4 protein-coding genes are annotated in these 4286 nt (G+C 70.6%); all 4 read left to right on the forward strand.

Features of this window, described 5'->3' with window-relative positions:
* The coding region (locus tag B7767_RS10665) for a glycoside hydrolase family 16 protein (protein ID WP_085571987.1) at positions 1–1317 on the forward strand (1317 nt) is incomplete at its 5' end.
* A 370-nt stretch (positions 1318–1687) separates the two neighbouring features.
* Positions 1688–1867, forward strand: coding sequence for a hypothetical protein (locus tag B7767_RS45735; RefSeq protein ID WP_143652338.1), 180 nt, complete (start codon positions 1688–1690; stop codon positions 1865–1867).
* The gene (gene zwf, locus B7767_RS10670) at positions 1864–3486 is read left to right on the forward strand and encodes a glucose-6-phosphate dehydrogenase (protein ID WP_085571985.1); all 1623 of its coding nucleotides are present in this window, start codon (positions 1864–1866) and stop codon (positions 3484–3486) included. Before B7767_RS45735 ends, zwf begins: the two co-directional genes overlap by 4 nt.
* A partial coding sequence (opcA, locus tag B7767_RS10675; RefSeq protein WP_085571986.1) for a glucose-6-phosphate dehydrogenase assembly protein OpcA occupies positions 3483–4286 on the forward strand: 804 nt, incomplete at its 3' end. The genes zwf and opcA, both read left to right, overlap by 4 nt.

A 4286-nucleotide genomic window follows, 5' to 3' on the forward strand; every position in this document is an offset into this window, starting at 1 on the left:
GGCGCCGCCACCGCGGCCGGTCCGTCCGCGAGCGCGTCCGTGCCGCCTCCGCCGACGGGCTGGACCCAGGTCTTCGCCGACGACTTCAACGGTTCCGCGGGCAGCGGTGTCAACACCTCCAACTGGCAGTACGCGACCGGCAAGGGCTACCCGGGCGGCCCCGCCAACTGGGGCACCGGTGAGATCGAGACGATGACGTCCCACACGGACAACGTCTCCCTCGACGGCAACGGCAACCTGCGCATCACCCCGCGCCGCGACGCCTCCGGCAACTGGACCTCCGGCCGTATCGAGACCAGGCGCACCGACTTCCAGCCCCCGGCCGGCGGCAAGCTCCGCGTCGAGAGCCGCATCCAGGTGCCGAACGTCACCGGCGCCGCCGCCAAGGGCTACTGGCCGGCGTTCTGGATGCTGGGCTCCCCCTACCGGGGCAACTACTGGAACTGGCCCGCCGTCGGCGAGCTGGACATCATGGAGAACACGCAGGGCAACAACACCGTGTTCGCCACGATGCACTGCGGCACCTCGCCGGGCGGTCCGTGCAACGAGACCAGCGGCATCGGCGGTTCGACCACCTGCCAGGGCACGACCTGCCAGGCCGGCTTCCACACGTACCGGATGGAGTGGGACCGCTCGACGAGCGTCGAGGAGATCCGCTTCTACCTCGACGGCAACAACTTCCACACCGTACGGGAGAACCAGGTCGACGCGACGACCTGGACGAACGCGACGAACCACGGTTACTTCATCATCCTGAACGTGGCGATGGGCGGCGGCTTCCCCGACGCCTTCGGCGGCGGCCCGGACGCGGGCACCCAGCCCGGGCACTCGATGCTCGTCGACTACGTGCAGGTGCTGACCTCCGGTGGCGGGGAGGACCCGGGCGACCCCGGCACCCCCGGCAGCCGCGACGCCTACGGCACCATCCAGGCCGAGTCCTACGACGGCCAGAGCGGCGTGATCACGGAGAACACCTCGGACTCCGGCGGCGGCCGGAACGTGGGCGCGCTGGCCAACGGCGACTGGCTGCAGTTCAAGGGGGTCACCTTCGGCTCGAACCCGGCCCGGCAGTTCTCCGCACGGGTGGCGAGCGGTGCCGGCGCCGGCGTCAGCGGCCTGGTCGAGGTACGGCTGGACAGCCGGAGCAACGCGCCCATCGGCAGCTTCGCCGTGGGCAACACGGGCGGCTGGCAGTCCTGGCGGACGATCCCGGCGAACATCGGCAACGTGACGGGCACCCACGACGTCTATCTGACCTTCACCAGCGGCCAGCCGTCGGACTTCGTGAACGTCAACTGGTTCACCTTCGGCCACTGATCCCACCCCCCACACCGGCCCTCCCCGGCCGGGAACGAAAGAGGGCCCCACGCGCGTGGGGCCCTCTTTCGCATGCCCCGGCCAGAGACTGCATGGTCATGGCGATTCCGCGGTACCCGGCGCCGCGCGAGGAGTGGAGGGGTCGCCGGCACCCGGGGCGTCCCGCCGATCAGGAGGGGACCCGTCACCAAAAAGATCATACTTTTAAACTTGAACGCATGACGGCATCGACGTTGCTTCGACCGAGGACTTCTTGAAGTGATGCGGCGTGCCACCCGCCTCGCGCGGCGTCACCCCGGCAACGTGACCGCCAGGGAATCACCGACCGCCGCGCACGGTTGTCATGACCGCGAGAAAGAAGATGAGCACTGTGAGTGAAACAGCCGTGAGGGTCTTCTCCGGTGAGCGCCGGGCGTCCGCCGGGGTGAAGGACCCGGCGGACAAGGACACCCTGGACAACGAGGGCGTCGCGAAGTCCGAGGACGCCTGGCAGGCGCTGCTCGACGCGGTGACGGAGTCGCTCGACAGCAAGGGAGCTGACGCGGAATGACCGACGAGACGACCGAACCGACGACGGACGCCCCGGACGAACGAGAAGGACGGGAGGAGCCGGAGGAGACCCTCACGGCCCTCTCCGCGCCCCCGGCCGACTGGGCCAACCCGCTGCGCGACCCGCGGGACCGGCGGCTGCCCCGGGTGGCGGGCCCCTCCGGTCTGGTCATCTTCGGGGTGACCGGCGACCTGTCCCGCAGGAAGCTGATGCCGGCCGTGTACGACCTCGCCAACCGGGGCCTGCTGCCACCGGGCTTCTCGCTGGTGGGGTTCGCCCGCCGGGACTGGGAGGACCAGGACTTCGCCCAGGTCGTGCACGACGCCGTCAAGGAGCACGCGCGGACCCCGTTCCGCGAGGAGGTCTGGCAGCAGCTCGCCGAGGGCATGCGGTTCGTTCCGGGCGACTTCGACGACGACCACGCGTTCGACCAGCTGCGCAAGGCCGTGGACGAGCTGGACGCCCACCGGGGCACCAGCGGCAACTACGCCTTCTACCTCTCCGTGCCGCCGAGGTTCTTCCCGAAGGTCGTCCAGCAGCTGAAGAAGCACGGGCTGGCCGACGCCCCCGAGGGGTCCTGGCGGCGCGCGGTGATCGAGAAGCCGTTCGGGCACGACCTGAGGTCGGCCGAGGAGCTCAACGCGATCGTGCACGAGGTCTTCGACCCGGAGCAGGTCTTCCGGATCGACCACTACCTCGGCAAGGAGACCGTCCAGAACATCCTGGCGCTGCGCTTCGCCAACCAGATGTTCGAACCGATCTGGAACCGGTCCTTCGTGGACCACGTGCAGATCACCATGGCGGAGGACATCGGCATCGGCGGGCGCGCGGGCTACTACGACGGCATCGGCGCCGCCCGTGACGTCATCCAGAACCACCTCCTCCAGCTGATGGCGCTCACCGCGATGGAGGAGCCGGCCTCCTTCGACGCGGCCTCGCTGCTGACCGAGAAGCTGAAGGTGTTCCGGGCCGTGAAGGTCCCGGACGACCTGGGCCGGCACACGGTGCGCGGACAGTACGAGGGTGCCTGGCAGGGCGGCGCCAAGGTGCGCGGCTACCTGGAGGAGGAGGGCATCGACCCCTCCTCGAAGACCGACACCTACGCCGCGATCAAGCTCGGCGTGGACAACCGCCGCTGGGCGGGCGTCCCCTTCTACCTGCGCACCGGCAAGCGGCTGGGCCGCCGGGTCACCGAGATCGCGGTGGTCTTCCAGCGGGCGCCGCACTCCCCCTTCGACTCCACCGCCACCGAGGAGCTCGGGCAGAACGCGATCGTCATCCGGGTCCAGCCGGACGAGGGCATGACGGTCCGGTTCGGCTCCAAGGTGCCGGGGACCTCGATGGAGCTGAGGGACGTGACCATGGACTTCGCGTACGGCGAGTCGTTCACCGAGTCCAGCCCGGAGGCGTACGAGCGGCTCATCCTGGACGTCCTGCTGGGGGACGCCAACCTGTTCCCCCGTCACCAGGAAGTGGAAGAGTCCTGGAGGATCCTCGACCCGATCGAGGAGTACTGGGCGTCGCACGGCCGGCCGGCGCGGTACACCTCGGGCAGCTGGGGACCCGCGGAAGCCGACGAGATGCTCGCACGAGACGGACGGAGCTGGCGCAGGCCATGAAGATCGACCTGACCGACACCACGGCAAGCAAGGTCAACAAGGCGCTGGTGCAGGGCCGCCGCGCCATCGGCACACCGGCCGTGGGCATGGTCCTGACGATGGTGATCGTCACGGACGAGGAGAACGCCTACGACGCGATCAAGGCCGCCGAGGAGGCCTCGCACGAGCATCCCTCGCGCACCCTGGTCGTGATCAAGCGGCACACCCGCAATCCGCGCGAGCGCACCCACCCCCGGCTGGACGCCGAGGTCCGGGTCGGCTCGGAGGCCGGCACCGGCGAGACGGTGGTGCTGCGGACGTACGGCGAGGTGTCCGAGCACGCCGACTCGGTGGTGCTGCCGCTGCTGCTGCCGGACGCGCCGGTGGTGGTGTGGTGGCCGACGGACGCGCCCGAGAACCCGGCGAAGGACCCGCTGGGCGCGCTGGGACAGCGCAGGATCACCGACCTGTACACGGCCGAGAACCCCATGGAGGTGCTGGAGGCCCGGCGGCGCACCTACGCGCCCGGCGACACCGACCTCGCGTGGACCAGGCTGACGTTGTGGCGCTCCATGCTGGCGGCGGCGCTGGACCAGGCGCGGGCGACGGTGACCTCGGCGACCGTGGAGGCCGAGGCCGACAACCCGGCCGCCGAGCTGCTGGCGCGCTGGCTTCAGGCGCGGCTGCGGGTGACCGTCGACCGGGTGGTGAGCGCGGGGCCCGTCGTCACGGCGGTCCGCCTCGGCACCGCGGACGGCGAGGTCGTCATCGACCGCCCCGAGGGCCCGCTGGCCACGCTGGCCCTGCCGGGGCAGCCCCCG

Origin of the sequence: Streptomyces sp. 13-12-16 (assembly GCF_002114215.1) — a bacterium.
In the GTDB taxonomy this organism is placed as follows: domain Bacteria; phylum Actinomycetota; class Actinomycetes; order Streptomycetales; family Streptomycetaceae; genus Streptomyces.

Coding starts and splice junctions, on each gene's coding strand:
- zwf (WP_085571985.1), top strand. CDS start 1,864: ATGACCGACGAGACGACCGAACCGACGACGGACGCCCCGGACGAACGA.